We start from the raw sequence: 18,172 nt of genomic DNA, 5'->3' as shown, positions 1-18,172 counted from the left end.
GCCCGTCCACCTACCGGTCGAGGAAGGACCGCCACCAGGCGGTGCGGCTCAGTGCCAACACCCGCTGCGGAGAGAAGACCTGCCCGCGCCCACTCCCGCGTGGCCGACGCACAAGGCCGCCGAACCCGGCCGGACCTGCTCGACCCGCGACACCAGGAACGCCCCCCCCCGCACATCCGCACTCGGACGTGCCGGGCATGGGGAAGCGTGCTGGATCGTCACGCCAACGCGGCGCCCAACGTCGCCCGGGCCGCACGGACGCGAAGTTCTGTCGTCCGTGCGGCCCGGGCACATCGGCGCGGGCCGGGGGTTCCTCTCCCCTCCAAACGAGAAGAAACCCCGGCCGGTGAAGAGATCTCTCAAACGGGGCGGGTTAAACCTCTTCGGCGAGAAGTCGCAGCCTGGTGGTGGTGTTCCAGTTGCGGATCGTGAACGGGACAGCCAGGTGGCGGTCCAGAAGCGACGGCAGCGCGGCGCGGGCCTGGCCGTTGGGGAAGTACAGGTAGAGCTCCCGCCGGCCCTCCGCCAACTCCTCGGGGGCGAAGGCGGCCCGGTCCAGGCCCGCCAGCCGTTCGCGGTCGACCGGGCCCGGCAGGAACGCCACCGCGCACCGGGCCGGGTCGCGCACCGGGAAGGGGAGGTCCTCCACCACCCGGGCCAGGGCCTCGGCGGTGCGGACCACGACGGTGACCCGCATGCCCAACTCGGCGGCGACGCGTTCCTCGATGGCGGTGGCGAGCCGCTCCTCCGGCTGGTCGGGGGCGGTGAAGACCGCGTTGCCGCTCTGCAGCAGCGTGGCCACGGCGTCATACCCCAGTCCCGACAGCAGTGCCCGCAGATCGGCCATCCGTACTTTCCGGTGGCCTCCGACGTTGACCCCGCGCAGCAGCGCCGCATACCTGGTCACGGCCTCGTCCCTTTCCCTCGACGGCTCCTCGGCACCGCTTCGTCCCGGTCCGGGGACGGCGACGTGCCCGCTGCTCTTGTACGGCACGGAAGTGACATCCCGCGTCAGGTTTGAACACGCCGGTTTTCTGTCACAGCCCCCTGGTGGGATTGAGCGACCGGGGAACTCCCACGGAGCCGAGGAGGCTGCCATGCAGAAGATCACCACCTACCTGTGGTTCGACGACCAGGCCGAGGAGGCCGCGAACTTCTACACGTCCGTCTTCGGCAACTCCCGGATCGTGGACGTGCAGCGCTACAACGAGGCGGTGCCCGACCGGGCCGGACAGGTCATGCTCGTGGTCTTCGAACTCGCCGGGCAGCGGTTCATCGCGCTCAACGGCGGTCCGCAGTTCACCTTCACCGAGGCCGTCTCGCTGTACGTGGACTGCGAGAGCCAGAAGGAGGTCGACGAGTTGTGGGCCAGGCTCACCGACGGCGGCGAGGAGTCGCAGTGCGGCTGGCTGAAGGACCGGTTCGGCCTGTCGTGGCAGATCGTTCCCCGGCAGTTGACCGAACTGATGAACGACCCCGACCCGGACAGGGCCGTCCGGGTCACGCAGGCTCTGTTCGGGATGAGGAAGATCGACATCCGGGGGCTGCTGGACGCGGCCGGACGCTGACCGGGGTACCCGTCGCCCCGGGGCGACGGGGAAGGATGGGGGCATGAGACTCACCAAACTGGGCCACGCCTGCGTGCGACTGGAGAAGGACGGCCGCTCCCTCGTCATCGACCCCGGAGAGATGACCCCGGAGAGCGACGCGCTGACCGGTGTCGACGCCGTGCTCGTCACCCACGAGCACTTCGACCACCTCGCCCCGGACCGGCTGCGCGCGGCCGCCGCCGACAACCCGGAGCTGACGGTCTACACCTGCCCGGGGGCGGCCCGCCAGCTGGCCGACCTCGGCGACCGGGTGCGGGTGGTCCGCGACGGCGAGACGTTCCCGGCCGCCGGGTTCGAGGTCGTCGCCGCCGGGGAGAAGCACCGGATGAACCTTCCCGACGTGCCTCCGATCGACAACGTCGGATTCCTCGTCGACGGCGAGGTCTTCCACCCCGGCGACGCGTGGACCGTGGTGGAGGCGCCCACCGTGCTGCCCGCCCTCCAGGCTCCCTGGCTGACCGTGGCCGACCTGGTCCGCTACCTGCGCGCGGTGGCACCGCGCCGCGCCTACGCGGTCCACGACGGACTGCTCAACGAGCGGGGCCTCGCGGTCTTCGACGGGGTGCTCGCCGGTGAGGCCAGACGGTCGGGCGCCGACGTCCGCAGGCTGCGGCCCGGTGAGAGCGTGGAACTCTGACGTTTTCCGCGGAAACGCCGCGGGGGCGGCGACGGGGCGGCCGGGTGGGGCAGGCGTTTTCGGCCCTGTCCCCCCGGTCGCCGGGCTGTGGCCCCCTCTCCCGGGAGCTTCCCGGCGGGAAACGCGTGTCCGCTCAGGCGGTTCCGTCGTGGAAGAAGTCGGCCAGCGCGGGGGCCAGCACGTCGTCGGGTACGCCGTGCCACGTTCCGCTGAGGGACAGGTGGCGGCCCCGGGGAAGGGCCGCCGCCACGCCCGAGGCCCAGGAGCGCAGCCTCCGGTCGCTGGCCTCGCTGTCGATGACCAGGCTCGGCACGGTGACGGAGGCGAGTGTGGCCGGGGAGAGGGCCGAGGTGATCCGGCTGTCGTAGGCGAGCGTGTGCGCGATGCCCTCCAGCACCGGGAAGAAGGGGGTCTGCCGCACTCCCGCGACCATCTCGGCGGGCACCCCGATGCTCGTCTGGAAGTGCTCGACCGCGTCGGCCCGGCGGCCCGCGGCGACGAGCGCGTCGATCTCGGCCGCGAGGCTGCTCTCCTGCGCGGGCCGGTCGAGGTCGATCGGCGGTTCGAGCAGGGAGAGCTGTGTGATCGGCAGTCCCGCTGCCGCCGCGAGCAGGGCCAGAGCCGCCCCGGAGGAGAATCCGTGGACGAGCGCCTCTCCTCCGGTCGCCTCGATCACGGCCGCGAGGTCCTCCACCTCCCGTTCCACCGCGTACGGCGGGGTGTCGCCGCTCTCGCCGCGTCCGCGCCTGTCGTAGGTCACGACCGCGAACCTGTCGGCGAGGTGCCCCGCCAGGGACCTCATGGGCCCGAACTCGCGGAACCCGCTCGCCGCGTCGACCAGGACGAGTGTCGGCCCCGTTCCCGTCTGCTCGAACCCGATCCGCGTACCGTCGTGTGACACCGCTGTCGCCACCGTCCACCCCTCTCGTTCGATCTCCGCGACTTCGGCCTCCCCGACGTCGCGGAGCGCCACTGACACCCGGACGCGCTCCGGACAGGACCGACCCGCCTGACCGCCGTACCCCTGCCGCTGGGGCCGGGAAACTCCGCTGTGGATGCCTCGCGAAGCGGTGGGGACCACCGGTCCGGTCCGCCCCTCCCGGGGGACGGGCCGGGGGGCGAGGAGGATCGCCGAAGAAATTCCCGTTAGCGGCCTGACCTCCGCTTCGGTTCGGTGACGGGACGATTCTGGGCACCTCGGGGGCCATACGTTCTGGCCCATGTCTCACGAGTTCCTCTCCGACGAGCAGATCGCTCGCTACGCCCGCTTCCCCGACGAAGTCTCCATCGGCGACCTCGAGCAATTCTTCCGCCTGGACGCCAAGGCGCTCAAGGAGGTCGCGACCAAGCGCCTCCCGGCGACCAAGCTCGGGTGGGCCCTGCAATGGGGCACCGTGCGCATGCTCGGCATGTTCCTGCCCGACAACCCCACTGGCGTCCCCGACGGGGTCGTGCCGTTCGTCGCCGACCAGCTCGGCGTGGACCCCGCCTGTGTGGGCGAGTACCGCCGCCGCTGGCAGACCGCCTACGAGCACGCCCAGGAGATCCGCGACACCTTCGGCTACACCGATTTCAGCGAGGGTGAGAAGGGTCTGCGCGAGTACCTGGCCGCCCGGGTGTGGGCCACCGAGGACGGGCCGCGCACCCTGTTCGACCGCGCGATCATGCACCTGGTGCAGAAGAAGGTCCTGCTGCCGGGGATGACCGTGCTGGCCCGCGTGGTCACCAACGTCCGCAAGAGTGAGAACGCCCGCCTGCACGCCTCCCTGCACCAGCGCACCCCGACACCGTCCGCTCGAGCATGACCGGCCTGCTCCAGGTACCCGACGGGGCGCGGTTCTCCGAACTCGAGCGGCTGCGCACCGAACCCACCCGCGTCTCCAGCCAGTCCATGGTCGAAGCCCTGGACCGCACCTCCGAGATCGGCGGCCTGGGCACCGGACGGGTGAACCTCGAGGATGTGCCCGCCGTCAAGCTGGACACCCTGGCCAAATACGGGCTCAAGTCCAAGGCCCCGACCCTGCGTGACCTCGAGGAGAACCGACAGACGGCCACACTGCTGGCCACTGTCCACCGCTTGGAGACCTCCTCGGTCGACGACGCCCTGGACGTGTTGGACCTTTTGATCTCCTCCAAGCTGCTGAACAAGGCCGAACGCGAGGGCAACGAGGACAAGCTGCGTGCCCTGCCGGACCTGAAGGCCGCGGCCAAGAAGATGGCGGCCGCCGTGGACGTGCTCATCCACACCCCGCAGGCCACCGGAACCCGCGTGGTGTCGCTGGCCGAGGTGTGGAACGCCATCGAGGAGGTCGTGCCGCGCGAGAAGCTCATCGACGCGGTCAAGACCGTGGCCGAGCAGGTGCCCGAGGACGACGACGCGGCCGCCGCGTGGCGGGCCCGGCTCGTCAAGCGCTACCGCACCGTGCAGGGCTTCATCGAGCTGCTGGTGGAGGTGATCGCCTTCGACGCCACCGAGGCCGGACAGCCGGTGCTGGAGGCTCTGCGCACCGCAGCGGCCATCGCGCGCAGCCGCAAGCACGTGCGCACCGGCGACATCGCCGCCCACGCCGAGTTGGTCACCGGCTCCTGGAAGCGGCTGATCTACGCCAACCCCGACCTGGAGGGGGAACGGGTGGACAAAGCCGCGTTCATCCTGTGCGTGATCGAGCACCTACACCGGGCGCTGCGCCGCCGCGACGTCTTCACCCAAGGCGCCGACCGGTGGAGCGACCCCCGCGCCCACCTGCTGACGGGGAAGCGGTGGGAGCAGACCCGCCCCCGGGTACTGCGTGCCCTCAAGCTCGAGGAGGAGCCCGCCGGCCACCTGGCCGAGCTCGCCTCGGCGCTGGACGCGGGCTATGTGCGGGTGCTGGACGGGCTGGGCACCAACACCGCCGTGCAGTTCGACGGCGGCAAGCTGCGCGTGGAGGCCCTTAACGCCCTGGCCGAGCCGCCGCTGATGAAGGAGTTCCGCGCCCTGGTGGACGCGATGATGCCCCGCCTGGACTTCCCCGACCTGCTCATGGAAGTGGGCGCCCGCACCGGCTTCCCCCGCGACTTCACCCACATCTCCGGGGCGGACGCGCACATGGACGGCTTCGAGGTGAGCCTGTGCGCGCTGCTGGTGGCCGAGGCGTGCAACATCGGCCTGACCCCCGTGGCCAAACCCGGCGTGGATGCCCTGACCCTGGCCCGGCTCCAGCAGGTCGACCAGGCCTACCTGCGAGCGGAGACCATCAGCGCGGCCAACGCCCGCCTGATCCAGGCCCAGGCCAAGATCGGCATCGTCAAGGCGTGGGGCGGCGGGCTGATCGCCTCGGCCGACGGCATGCGGTTCATCGTCCCCACCGGCAACCTGCACGCCCGCGCCAACCCCAAGTACTTCGGGCTGCGCAAACGCGGCGCGACCTGGCTCAACGTCGTCAACGACCGGGTGATGGGCCTGGGCGGGGTGGTGGTGCCCGGCACGCTGCGCGACTCGATGCACCTGAGTAGTGATCCGTGTGCCCATGTCAGGCTTTCTGACATGGGCACACGCTGCCCAGTGGTCCCGTCACCACGTACGCGCTCCCATCCCCACTTCGATACCCGTGAAGCCAGGGCGCTGAGGCAAACCAGAAACGTTTAGCCCTGTGCTGGCCGAGGCCTACCTCACTACCATGGACGCAGCATTCTAAATCAGGCAGATCCAGCCGAGTCTGGATACCGTTTATCTTCCATGGAATTGAGTCAGGATGTCCAACGAGAAGGAACTGACCTGGGACAAGTTGCTCTCCAGCCCGTTTCGAATTTATTCTGTGACGACCCACAACAGCAGTCTACTCACAGAGACGAAGAGACTTTTTCACCTTGACCACGACGGGTTTCACCGGATGATGAGGGCGGCCCACCTCCAACTCGCCCGTGAACTGGAACGTGAGGGTGTTGGGTACGAGAGTGTGGCCAAGGCTTTGATGCCCACACGCGAGCGCAAGGAAATCGCCCTGCTCTTCGATTCTCAGGTGGCATCCGCTCGTTCGCGTGGGCTCTACGCTCTCGACATTGCCGAAGCGTGGATTCCGGCCCTACCGAAGACGAGGAACGGAGTTCCGGTTAATTCTATTCTTCGTGGCGACATCGTCCACGGGACGACCGAGGAGGTCTCTCGGGCGTTCCAGGAGACCGTTGTCTACCACCGGCCTTTCACGCTATCGGATCCCGTCATGGTCTACTGCGTCTATATCCAGAACCTGTCAGCAGTGCAGGCGGATGAGATGAGGAAGGCCGCCCAGCAACACCCAGCCTACTTCGGGTACGCTGACTGCACTCGCCGCAACAGTTTGAAGAAGTACCTGGGGATGTCCCTGCCCAACGTGGGGATGCGCGTGGGTGACAAGATCCTCGACGGGGTTTACGAGGATGAAGCGCCCAACCCGATCGGGTTGCCTTTCCATGAGCATGGATATACCCCCGTTGGCATCCGTCTTGACTTGTACCTCCCTTTTCTGAGCTATCGCATCAACACCCACCTGAGCGGCAGGAACGCGCACGACTCATATGCGGCCCTGGCCACGCTCAGCCCTGAGGCTCCGTTCGTGGAGAAACCGACGATCTGGATGACACCCGGCAGGTACGAGTACCTGCATGATAAAAAATTGGCCTCGCTTCAGGCTGCGGGCTTGGATCTCCTGGATCGACCTGCTCTGGAATCCATGCTCAGCGCGCTGGTGTCGGAAGGGCACCTTTACAACCTGCGGTATGAGTATGGCGCTCTCATGTACAGCGCTCGGGTGGAATTAGAGGTCGAAGGCGGTGATTATAAAGCGTTCGACCTCGGCCTGAAGTTCACTCCAGAGAACAGGCAGGTGGAGTTGGTCACCTTCTACTGAACCGGCTTTGACCGAAAGCTCTGACTGGACCCATTGAAACCACAGGCCAGGCGAAAATTCCTAAATGTTTGAGGTCAGCAGTCGATGTCCTCTGAGTCGTTGGCGGCCAGCGCTCGGTAGACAGAAGCGACCGAGGGGTTCTTCCCGATGTTCTTGCCGGTCTTGATGGTCAGCTTCCTGGCGATCTCGGGGACGGGGACGCCTTTGTCCCTGAGCGCGCGGACGAAGAGGAGCATGTCATCGTCGAAGACCTTGGGCGCCCGCCATGGTTGCCCTTGGCCGCGGCGGCGACCTGCCCCTCGAGGGTCTTCTCGCGGATGTAGTTGCGGTCGAGCTGGGCGGCCACGGCTAGGACAGCGAAGAGCATCGAGCCCATGCCGTTGGGGTCGTAGACGCCCGTGAGCGGCCCGGTGAGCAGTTCGAGCCGAACACCGTCGGCCTGGAGCTGGGCGGAGAGCGCCATCAGCTCGGCGGCGTTACGGGCTAGGCGCTTGAGCTCGTGGACGGTCAGGATCACCGGCTGGTCGGGGCGGCCTGCTTGATGTCGCGCGCCAGTGCCAGGACGGCCTCGAGTTCGGGGCGGACCTTGACGCGGGTGCTGATCTTCTCGGAGAAGATCCTCTTGCAGTGCGCCGCCTCCAACGCCTCGAGTTGGCTGGCAAGTTCCTGCTGTGCGGTGGGGCAGCGGGCGTAGCCGATCCGGATCGGCGCCCTGGATGCCTCAGTCATGGGCGCGTGCTCGAGCGCTGGCCCTGGCTTCCACGGCTTGCCGGGGCCCCGGTCCTCGGGAACACCGACCTCGAGTTCCTTGCGCAGCGCGGGCACGAGGATGAAGCGGGCGGTGTGGTATTTGACCGCGGTCCTGTCACTGCGGGTACGGCACGCGCTCCCGGCCGGGGCTTCGCACTTGGGGCAGTCGTGGCGTTCGACCGCGTTCGCGACCTGATCCGGTGTCGACTCCATGATCAGGAGTCTCTCAGAACCCCTTCGCAGAACACAGGAGTTCTGAGAGGGGTTCTGAGAACGATCACCTGGGCAAACCGGGCGCGCACCGGCCCTCTCACAGAACTCTCACAACCGGTCGTTTGTGAGAGGCTTTCGGGCACCCCATGGGACCGCTAGAGCGGAACAGTCTCGTCGACCCATTCGATACCGGCCTGCTCCGCCCATGTCTCCAGTTGGGGGCGGGCCCTTTGGCTCCAGTATCGGCGGCGAAGGGCCTCTTCCCGGGTGAGCTGGATCGCTTCGGCCAGGCCGAACTCCTGGAACAGGTCGCTGGCCAGACGGTAGGCAGCTGCGACCAGTTCCGGTCCGTCTTCGGCGAGTAGGTCAATGTCGGCCACGGCGTTGGCCACCGGAGTGCTCCGTACTGTCCGTTCCCTGGCAGCATCATCGAAGTCGCCGCGCTCGAAGATGAGGTTGGCCGGTGCCTCGGTGGAGGCCGGACAGATGGTGGCACGCACGACTGCGGTCCCCGTCGTGGCGGCCCGGTCCCGGGCGTGGCGTCCCAGGAAGCGCAGGCTGCTCAAGATGCCGAGCACCAGCGTCTCATCCCCGAGGAGGGAGCCTTCACTCGGTGCCCCGAACTGGTCGCGGCGTTCACTGACAGGGTTGGCCAAGGCTCCGCCCCCGTCAGCGTGGAGCTCGCATGCGAACTGTGACTCTGTCTCCCGATTGACTGAACTGGTACTGGCGAAGAGCCGCCGGGGACCCACCCGGGTTCGCATCCAGGTCCGCGACGTTCCCATGATCATCGGCTGTTGACCGAGGACCTCACGGTTGAAAGCGTCTGCGGTGTGGGCGTCTATCTGCATCGTGCCGGAGCGGTCCGGCAGGAGCGACACGATGAGGAAGGTGCGCTTCGTGGTGTCCAGAACCTGTGCAAGGTCCTGTTCGTAGCGCTCGATCCGCTCGGCCCGGTCTTGCATCCCGGTGAACCTGTCGCGGTAGGCCGCGGCGACCTCCGGCTCGCTCCAGTACGCCGTGGTCGTGCCGTTGCGATGGGGGTACCGGTGCCGCGGCAGCACGACTCGGGAACCGGCGTGCTGCCGCCCGGGATCACGGGGTGGACGAAGACCGCGTACTCGTCGATCACGCCGTGCTCGGTGAGGCGGACGGCCGGCGCGGAGCCGCCGAACAGCAGGACCTCGGCCGCCGACTCCCTGATGGTGGTCTCCCGCTTCGGTGGATCCTTCGCGCCCCGGGGCGCGCCGTCACCGGGAGGTCGGCGCCGCTGCCGGGTTCTCGACATCCGGAAACCGGAAATCGGTGGCGGATGCACCTGCGAATCCACCCCGGGAGGGGGACGTGGCCCGCGGGTGCGTCCGCGTTCCTGCCCTCCGCGAGTACCCGGTTCAGGCGTCCAGGGCCGCCCGGACTCCGCCCGGCCTCCTCGGCAACCGGGCGGAGTCCATCGCGTTCGGGAACGCTCACCATGACCTGCGGGTCCATGGCCTGCACGAGGGTACGGCCGCCGTGGGTGCGCACCACCACGTTGCACGGCAGCAGCAGTCCGATCTCGGGTTCGGTCTCCAGCGCCCGGCGCGCGAACTCCGGGTTGCAGGTCCCCAGGATGATGGAGGGCTGCGTCTCCAGGCCCAGTTTCCTCCGCAGCGTGGCTCGTACGTCGATCTCGGTCAGCGTGCCGAACCCCTGCGCGGCGAAGGCCTCCTTCACCTCCGGCACGGCCTGGTCGCAGGGGACGTCCAGGGTGATCGTGCGGGCGTAGTCCATGGCCCCTCCTCGACTCGGCCCGGCCTCTCCCTGGCGGGTCCGTCCACGTACCGGGGACGGGCGTCGGTCGGGCCGGCCGCCGCTCTCCGGTGCGCTCAGGTCTGCTCGGCCAGCGGCTCGAACGCCTCCCGTGTCGCGCCTGCGGGGTCCAGGACCGCGAATACCACGTGCTCGAAGGCACCCGCGAAACCGCCGGTGAGGTGGGCGCGGAAGGCGTCGGCGACCTCGCGGGGGCGGTTGCCGAACACCCCGCAGCCCCACGCGCCGAGCACGAGTCGGGTGTGGCCGTGGCGGGCGGCCACGGCCAGGACCGCCCCGGCGCGGGTGCGCAGCGTCTCGGGGATCAGCGCGGCCTCGTGGGGCCGGTTGCGCTCGGTCATGCGCCGGTTGGGCGCCGCCGCGGTGAGGAACGCCGCCACGGCGGGTTCCTCCAGCCAGGAGCCGTCGTCGCGGCGGTACACCGGCACGTGGGGCGAGTAGATGATCCGGTCGCTGTAGAGGAGGGTGCGCTGCTCGCGGTGGTGTTCGTAGTACTCGGGGCAGCGCACCAGGCTGTCGTACAGGGCGCTGGAGCGGGCCAGGCTCTCCTCCTGGGCCTGGGCCCCGTTGGCCACTCCCCCGCCGGGGTTGCGGGCCGAGGCGAAGTTGAGCGCGGCGACCTGGTCGCCCCGCTCATCCGCCAGGCGGAGGACGGCCCGCAGGGTGGTCTCGCCGGTCACCTCCACGCGCGTGTCCGCCACCGCGGCGGGGACGTGTCCGCCGGGTTCGCCCGGCAGGTACAGCCGGGTCCCCTCGTGCATCCGCTCCAGATGGGCGGACAGGTCGACGCGGCGCCCGCCGACCTCGTACCAGCCTCGCTCGAACGCCTCCCGGGTCTCCTGCCAGCGGTCGCGCAGCATCCTCGACATGCCGGGCTCCTCGGTCTCGGGTTCTCGTCGTCGCACCCTACCCGCGGGGGCCGCGCCGGAGTCTCCGACGGTGGGGCCGCCGGCAGACTGGACCGCCGACTGCTGCTCGCCCGACCGGCGTGACCGAATCGGCCGGCCCGCTCGTCCCGATCGCCGTGTTCTGGCCACGGCGCTGTCAGGGAGCGTCCCGGGTGGCCCCGGCCCGAGAGGGTCGGGAAACCCTGCCCCCCGGGGGTCCGGGCCACCTCACAACTTCCCTTGGCCCGAGGCGGTGTGAGACCCCACCTCGGGCCGGGGTCTCACACCTCCCTGGGGCGAGGCCGCACGGCACTCCCAGGTCCAGGGGGAACCCTCTCCTGGGCCGGGGCTTCCCGGAACTCCCTCTCAACTTCTCGGCACTGCCCCCAACACCCCGCGGACGGCCTCCTCGGTGCGGCCCACCACCGCCCGGTCCTCCGCGGTGATGATGGGCCGCTGGAGGAGCACCGGGTTCGCGGCCAGCGCGTCGATCCACCGGCCGCGGTCGGCCTCGGTGCGCGGCCAGTCGGCCATGCCCAGCTCCCGCGCCCGCCGCTCCCCCAACCGGGTGATGTCCCACGGTTCCAGACCGAGCTGCTCCAGGACCCGTTCCAGTTCGGCGGCGTCGGGCGGGTCGTCCAGGTAGCGGCGCACCGTGTAGTGCGCGCCCTCGGCATCCAGCAGCGACAGCGCCGAGCGGCACTTGGAACAGGCCGGGTTGATCCAGATCTCCATGCGTCTCATGATGCCGGGCGCCTTTACCGGTCCCGCCCTCAGCCCGGCGCCGCGGTCCTCTCCGCGATGCGCAGGGCCTCGACGAGTTCCCGGTACAGTCCGTCCGTCGCCAGCAGTTCCGTGTGGGTTCCGCGGGCGCGTACCCGTCCGGCCTCCATGACGACGATGGTGTCGGCGTCGATCACCGTGGACAGCCGGTGGGCGATCGTGACGACCGCACCGGTTCGGGAGCGCTCCCGGATACAGTCGTGGATCGCGCTCTCGGTGAGCCCGTCGAGCTGGGCGGTGGCCTCGTCCAGCAGCAGCACGTCCGGCTCGCACAACAGGGCCCGGGCCAGCGCGACGCGTTGGCGCTGTCCGCCCGACACCGAGGTGGCCGACAGCGGGGTGTCCAGTCCGCCGTCGAGGGAGTCGACGAGTTCGGTGAGGCGGACCTGGTGCAGGACGCGCCTCAGATCCGCCTCGGTGGCCTCGGGGCGGGAGAAGAGGAGGTTGTCGCGGACGGTGCCGGGCACGACCGGCGTGTCCTGCTCCACGTAGGCCAGGCGGGCCCGGATCTGGTCGTGGGACAGCTCCCGGTAGGGGCGCCCGTCGAGGAGGAGTTGGCCGCCCTGGGGTTCGAGGAAGCGCAGCAGCAGGGAGAACAGGGTGGTCTTGCCCGCGCCGGAGGGGCCGACGACCGCGGTGTGGCCGCGGCGGGGGATCGCCAGGTCGACGTCGCGCACCGCGGGTTCGGCGTCGGGGCCGTAGGCGGCGGTGACGCCGCGCAGTTCCAGCACGGGCGTCTTCTCGGGCGCCGCGGCGGCCGGTGCCGGCCGCGCCGCGGGTGACTCCTCCGTGTCGAGGTCCTCGACCGCGCGGATGCGTTCGGCGGCGGCCAGCCCCGACTGCAGGCTGGTGAGGTTCTGGCTGAGCTGGGTGACGGGGTCCATGAGGGTGAAGGCGTAGAGCAGGAACGCGACCAGGCTGGACACGTCCAGCACTCCCTGACCGACCCGCCAGGCCCCCAGGCCGAGGATCACGATGATCGCCAACTGGATGCCGGACCAGGCGACGGTCCACGCACCGGCCTCCCTGCGGACCGCGCCGACGCTGTGGTCGGCGGAGGCGACCACGTCGGTGATGATCCGTTCGGCCTGCCGTTCCTCGGCGCGGCTGGCCTTGACGGTGCGGATCGCCCGCAGCGAGCCCTCCAGGGTGCCGCCGAGCAGCCCCAGGTGCTCCTGTGCCCGCTCGCGTGCACTGGCGATGGTGGGCATGAGCACGGCGAACAGCACGGCGACGACGGCCACCGCCGCCACGGTCACGCCGAGCAGCACGAGGTCGAGCACCCCCATCAGGACCAGGGTGCCGACGAACATGACCGCGCCGTTGACCAACTGGACCAGACTGGAGGCGGTCGCCTCGCGCAGCAGCACCGTGTCGGAGGTGACCCGGGTGACGAGTTCGCCGGTGGGGCGGCCGGTCACCGCGGGCACCGTGGCGCGGAAGAAGCGGCGCACCATCGACTCGCGCACCTGGCGGACGATGCGCTCCCCCAGTGTCCCCAGCAGGATCCACTGCCAGCACATGATCGCCGAACCGACCACGAGCAGGGCCAGCAGCGCCAGGACCGGCTGGGCTATGGAGGTGGAGGCGGCCAGCGAGTCGAGCACCCACTTGGTGACCATGGGGGCCGCCAGGCCCGTGGCGGAGCCGAGCAGCGCCAGGGCGAGCCCGGCCAGCAGGGTTCTTGTGTGCGGTCGGGCGAACGACCACAGCACTCCCAGACGGGAGGAACGGGACGACCGCGAAACAGCCGCCTCTTCTTTTGGGATTGTCATGACCAATATTGGAACACAAGCGTTCCACATTGGGCAACATGAGTTTCACAACGGGACGGCCGGGTTATCTTATTGGGCATGGGAGAGACTTCTGACCTGCTTGTTGAGTCCGGCCCCCGCGCGCGCACCCGCCGTGCCATCCTCGATGCCGCGGTCTCCGTCCTCTCCCAGGACCTCTCCGCCTCGATGGGCGACATCGCGGCGGCGGCCGGAGTGGGGCGCACCACACTCCACCGCTACTTTCCCGAACGCTCCGACCTCCTCACCGCGATCGACCGCGACCTCCTCGAGCGGGCCGAGTCCGCCGTCACGGACGCCCGGCTCGACGAGGGCGGCGTGTGGGAGGCGCTGGAGCGGCTCTGCCACGCCTACTTCGAACTCGACGACGCGCTGATGCTGCTGTGCCGGGAACCCCAGTTCCTCGACTACGAGAGGTGGCGGCAGGAGACCGAGGGGGACCGGGCCGTACTGCGGCTGATCCGCCGGGGCCAGGACCAGGGCGTCCTCGACCCCGACCTCGACGCCGTCTGGATCCAGCAGGTGCTGTGGGCGCTGCTGATCGCGGCACTGGGACACTGCCACGAGAAGAGGGCCGCCAGGTACGACGCGCTGTCGCTGTGCCTGCGCACCCTCAGGAAGGCCGTGTCGGCCGGGAGTTGAGGGAGCGCGGTGCGGAGTTGGAAGCGCTCACGGGGCCTCCCCGTCCGGCCGGGACTCCCAGCGTGCTCACGTACCGTCAGAGCGCCATTGACGATCAGTGCGCAGTTCCTTGCCGCTGCGTGCACCCGGCCCGGAAGCGAAACCGACCGGCGGCGATCCGGACGGCAGAAGACGGTGACCGCCGGTCCGCTCCCCGCTCATCCACCGGACCTGTCCGGTGCGGGGCGCCCACCGCGTCCGACCGCACGGACCACGACCGCGATGACAAGAAGCAGCAGTGCGAGCCCCACCCACACCGTGCCCGGGCCCACCACCATCCCACCGGCCTCCTCACCCGGAACCCGTCCCCCGTCGCGTCCGGTGATCGTGACGCCGAGCAGGACCACGACGCTGGCCGCGACCGCGATCCGGCCGCCCAGCCGGGCCGCCGCGGGAAGGAAGCGGGGACGTGCGGCCGGGTCCCGCAGCCGTAGACGTTCACCCGGCCGTGCGGGGGCCAGCAGTCGGACGAGGAGCAGCGCCGCGACCGGCACCTGGAGAGCCCACACGGTGGTGCGGAACCACCCGCCGAACCAGACGTTGGTGCCGTAGAGCAGGGTGTGCCACACGCTCAGCGCATAGACCACGACGATGAACCGGTGCAGCGCCCGCCACAACCGCGATCCGGTCCTGAACCGGAAGTAGTAGGCGAGCCCGAGCGGGATCGACAGGTACAGCGCGATCAGTCCGAGCAGGATCGCCACCCGCCCGGTCCCGGTGGAGTACCCGCCGGGCACGAAGACGTCGACGAACGCGGAGAGCAGCAGGGCTCCCCAGCCCAGTCCGTCCTCGTTGCCGCGGACCAGTTCGGCGAAGAACATGAACGCGTGGGCGAACATCAGCCCGATCGTGGTGAGACCGGTCGTGCGGTGCCACCGCTCGACACCGGCGTGGCCGAACGGCATCCAGCGCGGTCGGCCGCTGGACCGGACGAGGCCGAGCATGACCGTCAGCCAGGCCCACAGCAGCGCGGACCAGCCGAACGCCTGGCACAGCCAGTACATCCAGTACTCGTCCGCGTCTGCGAGGAAGGGCATCACCTGCAGGGTCTGCGAACTCCCCGAATCGATGCGGACATAGAGCACCACGAAGATCACGGCGGTGACGACCAGCGCCGCGATCGCGTCGGGGACGGCGGCCCGCAGATCGGCTCCGAGCGCGGCCCAGTCGGCCCGCGGGCGCGGGGCGTGCCGGGGTGCGGAAGGGGAACCGGGCTGGGAGGAGGACTCCGTGGGTCCGGTCATGGACGGTCTCTCGCTTCCTGCACGTTCGTTCACCGGCGCGCCCTGGTCGACGAGCGCCGCGCACGCGTCCGCGGGAACTGGACAGCCGGGAGCACGGCGAGAGCTTCCACCCCGTCGAACAACGGACTCGACGTGGTCGTGACGGAATTTCCGCGGATGATACGGGGTGATCGCCGTGTTTCCGTGTTTCCGTTTTCCTGAAGAAGCCTTACCACCTTCGCCGCACTGCTGTCCAGACCCGGAAACCGGAAGGCGGGTGAGAGCCGTCCGCGGATGTTTTCGGGAAATCGCCGATCGGGGAGGAAAACGCGGGACGCGTTGTCCTTAGAGGTCGGGGCACCACGATCCGGACCCTTTCGGGACCGGGTGGGCTGCGCCGGTTCCGCACCGGACTTCCCCACCGCTGCGCGCAGGGGTCTTTCCGCCTGTCCGGCGCACTCCCGCTGCTTCTGCGAACGCTGCGGACACCCAGAAAGCGGAAACCCGGGAAGCCACTCCTGTATCCGAAGGACTGGGTCGGAATCCAACGGCCTCCCACGGGTGGAACCCGAATCCAGGTCTGTCCCGCCGGAAACTCATCCCGGTTTCGGAGGCGTTCCGGGCGAGTGGTACGGCCTCTTCGCTCCGCTTCTCGGAAATCGACCGCCCCTCTCCTCCCCGTGTGAGCTGTCGATTGAGAACACCCCTCTCCTTTATGTTGTAGATTACAAGGTTTCCGTCCTGCGGTCCGCTCCACCTCCCCGATCCGCTCGGCGCCGTCGCCGCTGCCCGGCCCCGGCTCAGCGGTATCCGGTCGGGTCGGCGGGCTTTCCGGCGTCCTGCACCTCCACGAGATAACGCCAGCAGTCCGGTTGGCTGCCGTCGAGGTCGGTGAAGCCGTAGACGCGCGCGAGTCGACCGCTGGACAGCGAGGCCCCGTTCCAGCGGGAGACCCCGGGATCGGCCGCCAGGGCCGCGACGGCGCGCCCGACGTAGCGCGGGGTCTCGGAGATGCAGAAGTGCGGTTCGCGGTCCAGGGCGTCCCGCCAGGTGTCCTCGGTGACCCCGTAGTGGTCCAGCATGATCTCCGAGCGCATCCATCCCGGTGTCAGCGCCACCGCGGTGGCGCCGCGCGGACCCAGTTCGTGCGCCAGAGCGAAGGCCATGCGCAGTACGGCGGCCTTGGCGAGGTCGTAGAAGAACGAGACCCGGTACCGGGAGGCGTTGTACTCGGCGGTGCCGTCGGTCATCTCCACCACCAGTCCGCCGGGAGTGCGCAGCAGCAGCGGGAGGGCGTGGTGGCTGGTGACGGCGTGGGTCTCGACCGCGAGCCGCAGCAGCCGCAGTCCGCGTTCCAGGTCGTGCTCCCACACGGGAGTGCCCCACTCGAAGAGCGGTTCGCCGCCCCAGATGTCGTTGACCAGGACGTCGAGCCGCCCCTGCTCGCTTTCGACGCGTCGCACCAGGGCGCGGACCCGGTCCGGCTCCAGGTGGTCGACCTCGACCGCGATGCCGCGGCCGCCCGCCGCGGTGACCAGCTCGGCGGTGTCCTCGATGGTCTCGGGGCGGTCGTACTCGGAGCGCCGCTCCCGGGTGCTGCGTCCGGTCACGTAGACGGTCGCCCCGGCCGCGCCGAGTTCGACCGCGATCCCCCGCCCCGCTCCGCGGGTCGCCCCTGCGACCAGGGCGACTCTGCCTTCCAGTACTGCCGTCATCGACTCCCCCACATCCTCTCCACACGTCCGTCGCCGTGCGGTCGCCGGTCGGGGGAAATACTGCCTCCGGTTCCTGACACCCCTTGTCAGGAACCGGAGTGGTTTCCGGGGATGCCGGGCGCGGTCCCCGTCTCGCGGAGTCCGCGGGGAAGACGGGAACCGCGCGGGGTCAGCTGCTCAGGAAGTCGAGCAGGGCGTCGTTGACCTCCTCGGCGTGCGTCCAGTTGATGGCGTGCGGACCGCCCTCGATGGTGACGTACCTCAGGTCCTTGATGAGGGCGGGCAGCCGGTCGGCGGTGGCCTCGATCGGCAGGATGCGGTCGGCGTCCCCGTGGACCACCAGCGTCGGGACGTCGATGCGGGGCAGGTCGGCGCGGAAGTCGGTGAGCCAGGTCGGCACGCAGGCGAGTGTGGCGTGGGCCGAGGAGCCCGCGGCGACGGTGAAGCTGTTCTGCCACGCCTGGGGGCTGATCCGGGTGTCGCCGAGGACGTCGGTGTTGTAGAAGTCGTCCAGGAACGCCTTGAAGTAGGCGAACCGGTCGGCGACGATCGCGGCCTGGATGCCGTCGAACACGCTCCTGTCGACGCCTTCGGGGTTGTCGTCGGTCTTGAGCAGGAACGGCTGGAGCGGGGCGAGCAGCGCCGCCCTGCTGACGCGGGCCGAACCGTACCTGCCCAGGTAGCGGACGACCTCGCCGGTGCCCATGGAGAAGCCGACCAGGACGGCGTCGGCGAGGTCGAGGTGCTCGACGAGGGTGTTCAGGTCGGCGGCGAAGGTGTCGTAGTCGTAGCCGACGGTGGTGTGGCTGGATCGGCCGAAACCGCGCCGGTCGTAGGTGATGACGCGGTAGCCGGCCTCCAGCAGGACCCTCTTCTGCTTCTCCCAGGAGTGGCCGTTGAGCGGGTAGCCGTGGATGAGGACGACGGGCCGACCGCTTCCGTGGTCCTCGTAGTAGGTCCCGATGGGAGCGGAGTTCTCCGTGCCGACGGTCAGGAAGGGCATATGGCGCTCCGGTTCCGGTAGCGGTGAATTGTGAGTTCCGAGAAGTCGCGCGGCCCCGGCGGCCCCGGGCGCACTCCACGCGGACGGTTTCTTGCCGACGCCTCACGCTAGCCCCGCATGCGTCCGGAAACCAGCCGAACCGCGAAGAGTAGTGCTATCCGGTGTCCGCGGGACTTTATCAGTGGACTGTCACGGAACCA

General features: G+C 69.5%; 19 protein-coding genes. 6 read left to right on the top strand and 13 right to left on the bottom strand.

Annotated features, from left to right (window positions below):
* Nucleotides 1–373: 373 nt before the first annotated feature.
* Entirely contained in the window at nucleotides 374–907 is a 534-nt protein-coding gene (locus tag NI17_RS07375) for a DUF1697 domain-containing protein (protein WP_068693184.1), read from the bottom strand.
* 190 nt (nucleotides 908–1,097) lie between these two features.
* On the opposite strand from NI17_RS07375, the gene NI17_RS07370 reads away from it, so the two are divergent.
* A complete protein-coding gene (locus NI17_RS07370) occupies nucleotides 1,098–1,568 on the top strand; it encodes a VOC family protein (RefSeq protein WP_068693185.1) in 471 nt (156 codons plus the stop codon).
* 43 nt (nucleotides 1,569–1,611) lie between these two features.
* Nucleotides 1,612–2,247: an MBL fold metallo-hydrolase gene (locus NI17_RS07365; RefSeq protein ID WP_068693186.1), complete on the top strand. Its 636-nt coding sequence runs from the start codon at nucleotides 1,612–1,614 to the stop codon at nucleotides 2,245–2,247.
* Nucleotides 2,248–2,380: 133 nt separating this feature from the next.
* Here the strand turns inward: NI17_RS07365 and NI17_RS07360 are convergent, their stop codons facing one another.
* On the bottom strand, nucleotides 2,381–3,226 hold the full coding sequence (locus NI17_RS07360) for an alpha/beta fold hydrolase (protein WP_234402091.1): 846 nt from the start codon (nucleotides 3,224–3,226) through the stop codon (nucleotides 2,381–2,383).
* A 241-nt stretch (nucleotides 3,227–3,467) separates the two neighbouring features.
* On the opposite strand from NI17_RS07360, the gene NI17_RS07355 reads away from it, so the two are divergent.
* The 3 genes from NI17_RS07355 to NI17_RS07345 all read left to right on the top strand — a co-directional run bounded on the left by NI17_RS07355 (nucleotide 3,468) and on the right by NI17_RS07345 (nucleotide 7,115).
* Nucleotides 3,468–4,052 (top strand): DUF4158 domain-containing protein, encoded by a 585-nt coding sequence (locus NI17_RS07355; protein WP_068693187.1) that lies wholly within the window; start codon nucleotides 3,468–3,470, stop codon nucleotides 4,050–4,052.
* On the top strand, nucleotides 4,049–5,875 hold the full coding sequence (locus NI17_RS07350; RefSeq protein WP_068693188.1) for a Tn3 family transposase: 1,827 nt from the start codon (nucleotides 4,049–4,051) through the stop codon (nucleotides 5,873–5,875). Before NI17_RS07355 ends, NI17_RS07350 begins: the two co-directional genes overlap by 4 nt.
* Before the next feature lie 106 nt (nucleotides 5,876–5,981).
* Entirely contained in the window at nucleotides 5,982–7,115 is a 1,134-nt protein-coding gene (locus NI17_RS07345) for a hypothetical protein (RefSeq protein WP_068693189.1), read from the top strand.
* A 74-nt stretch (nucleotides 7,116–7,189) separates the two neighbouring features.
* Here NI17_RS07345 and NI17_RS07340 read toward each other — a convergent pair whose 3' ends face one another.
* The 8 genes from NI17_RS07340 to NI17_RS07310 form a co-directional block, all read right to left on the bottom strand.
* Nucleotides 7,190–7,351: a hypothetical protein gene (locus tag NI17_RS07340; RefSeq protein WP_199860145.1), complete on the bottom strand. Its 162-nt coding sequence runs from the start codon at nucleotides 7,349–7,351 to the stop codon at nucleotides 7,190–7,192.
* Nucleotides 7,285–7,632 (bottom strand): recombinase family protein, encoded by a 348-nt coding sequence (locus NI17_RS24640; protein WP_369974898.1) that lies wholly within the window; start codon nucleotides 7,630–7,632, stop codon nucleotides 7,285–7,287. Before NI17_RS24640 ends, NI17_RS07340 begins: the two co-directional genes overlap by 67 nt.
* Nucleotides 7,629–8,078, bottom strand: coding sequence for a zinc finger domain-containing protein (locus tag NI17_RS07335; RefSeq protein ID WP_234402092.1), 450 nt, complete (start codon nucleotides 8,076–8,078; stop codon nucleotides 7,629–7,631). The genes NI17_RS24640 and NI17_RS07335 overlap by 4 nt, the downstream gene beginning before the upstream one ends.
* 155 nt (nucleotides 8,079–8,233) lie before the next feature.
* The gene (locus NI17_RS07330) at nucleotides 8,234–9,142 is read right to left on the bottom strand and encodes a hypothetical protein (protein WP_068693190.1); all 909 of its coding nucleotides are present in this window, start codon (nucleotides 9,140–9,142) and stop codon (nucleotides 8,234–8,236) included.
* A 64-nt stretch (nucleotides 9,143–9,206) separates the two neighbouring features.
* Nucleotides 9,207–9,848: a DUF302 domain-containing protein gene (locus tag NI17_RS07325; RefSeq protein WP_084012789.1), complete on the bottom strand. Its 642-nt coding sequence runs from the start codon at nucleotides 9,846–9,848 to the stop codon at nucleotides 9,207–9,209.
* A gap of 95 nt (nucleotides 9,849–9,943) precedes the next feature.
* Nucleotides 9,944–10,756 carry a TIGR02452 family protein gene (locus tag NI17_RS07320; protein ID WP_119267726.1) on the bottom strand — a complete coding sequence of 271 codons (813 nt, stop codon included), beginning with the start codon at nucleotides 10,754–10,756 and terminating at the stop codon, nucleotides 9,944–9,946.
* A gap of 384 nt (nucleotides 10,757–11,140) precedes the next feature.
* The gene (locus NI17_RS07315; protein WP_324609975.1) at nucleotides 11,141–11,518 is read right to left on the bottom strand and encodes an arsenate reductase family protein; all 378 of its coding nucleotides are present in this window, start codon (nucleotides 11,516–11,518) and stop codon (nucleotides 11,141–11,143) included.
* Between the two features lie 29 nt (nucleotides 11,519–11,547).
* The gene (locus NI17_RS07310; protein ID WP_068693194.1) at nucleotides 11,548–13,332 is read right to left on the bottom strand and encodes an ABC transporter ATP-binding protein; all 1,785 of its coding nucleotides are present in this window, start codon (nucleotides 13,330–13,332) and stop codon (nucleotides 11,548–11,550) included.
* A 78-nt stretch (nucleotides 13,333–13,410) separates the two neighbouring features.
* Between NI17_RS07310 and NI17_RS07305 the strand changes: the two genes are divergently transcribed.
* Entirely contained in the window at nucleotides 13,411–13,992 is a 582-nt protein-coding gene (locus NI17_RS07305) for a TetR/AcrR family transcriptional regulator (protein ID WP_119267727.1), read from the top strand.
* A 197-nt stretch (nucleotides 13,993–14,189) separates the two neighbouring features.
* On the opposite strand, the gene NI17_RS07300 is transcribed toward NI17_RS07305, so the two are convergent.
* From NI17_RS07300 to NI17_RS07290, 3 genes are all read right to left on the bottom strand, one after another.
* On the bottom strand, nucleotides 14,190–15,275 hold the full coding sequence (locus NI17_RS07300; RefSeq protein WP_068693196.1) for a ferric reductase-like transmembrane domain-containing protein: 1,086 nt from the start codon (nucleotides 15,273–15,275) through the stop codon (nucleotides 14,190–14,192).
* A 779-nt stretch (nucleotides 15,276–16,054) separates the two neighbouring features.
* Nucleotides 16,055–16,969, bottom strand: coding sequence for an SDR family oxidoreductase (locus NI17_RS07295; RefSeq protein ID WP_068693197.1), 915 nt, complete (start codon nucleotides 16,967–16,969; stop codon nucleotides 16,055–16,057).
* A gap of 169 nt (nucleotides 16,970–17,138) precedes the next feature.
* Nucleotides 17,139–17,972, bottom strand: a complete 834-nt coding sequence (locus tag NI17_RS07290; RefSeq protein ID WP_068693198.1) for an alpha/beta fold hydrolase — start codon at nucleotides 17,970–17,972, stop codon at nucleotides 17,139–17,141.
* Nucleotides 17,973–18,172 lie beyond the last annotated feature (200 nt).

It is taken from the genome of Thermobifida halotolerans (assembly GCF_003574835.2).
Taxonomy (GTDB): Bacteria; Actinomycetota; Actinomycetes; order Streptosporangiales; family Streptosporangiaceae; genus Thermobifida; species Thermobifida halotolerans.
This window is presented reverse-complemented; position numbering and strand designations above follow the sequence as displayed.